The organism is Candidatus Symbiopectobacterium sp. NZEC135, assembly GCF_025962695.1.
The window spans coordinates 1-550 of the sequence record NZ_JAGFPF010001421.1 but is presented as its reverse complement, the minus strand read 5'-3'; the positions used below and the strand labels follow the sequence as shown (position 1 = coordinate 550).

General features: G+C 58.2%; 1 protein-coding gene and 1 pseudogene. Both read right to left on the bottom strand.

Annotated elements, in window-relative coordinates:
• A partial coding sequence (locus tag J5224_RS34610; RefSeq protein WP_264629342.1) for an ATP-binding cassette domain-containing protein occupies positions 1-426 on the bottom strand: 426 nt, incomplete at its 3' end.
• Positions 423-550, bottom strand: a pseudogene (locus tag J5224_RS34605) (metal ABC transporter substrate-binding protein); the annotation flags it as partial. The pseudogene J5224_RS34605 and the gene J5224_RS34610, both read right to left, overlap by 4 nt.

Genomic DNA, 550 nt, shown 5'->3' with positions numbered 1-550 from the left:
CCCACCGGATAACTGCGAGGGAAAGGCGCGCGCTTTGTCACTGAGCCCCACCCATTCCAGCAATGCGCTTACCCGCGTTTCACGCTCGTGGCGCGCCACCCCGGCTATCTCAAGCGGAACGGCGACGTTGTCATGCACATTACGCGCATGCAGCAGGTTGAAGTGCTGAAAAATCATGCTGGTGCGCAGCCGGTGCTGGCGCAACGCCCGTGAAGAGAGTGACGTAATGTCTTCGCCATCCACCACAATCCGGCCCGATGAGGGCCGTTCTAGCAGATTAAGACAGCGCAGCAGCGAGCTTTTGCCCGCACCGCTACGCCCCAAAATGCCATAAACAGAACCCTCGGGAATCGTCAGCGACACGTCATCCAATGCCGGACGATCGCACCCTGGATAACGTTTTCCCAATTGTTCGATGACGATCATGGCTGCTTGCTCGCCACCGGGATCACCGAGCCGTTATAGCGCTGCGTAATAAAATCTGCGATGGCTTTGGATTCCAGATCGGCCGCCAGCTTTTTAATGCGCGGATCGTTTTGCAGGGCGGGCG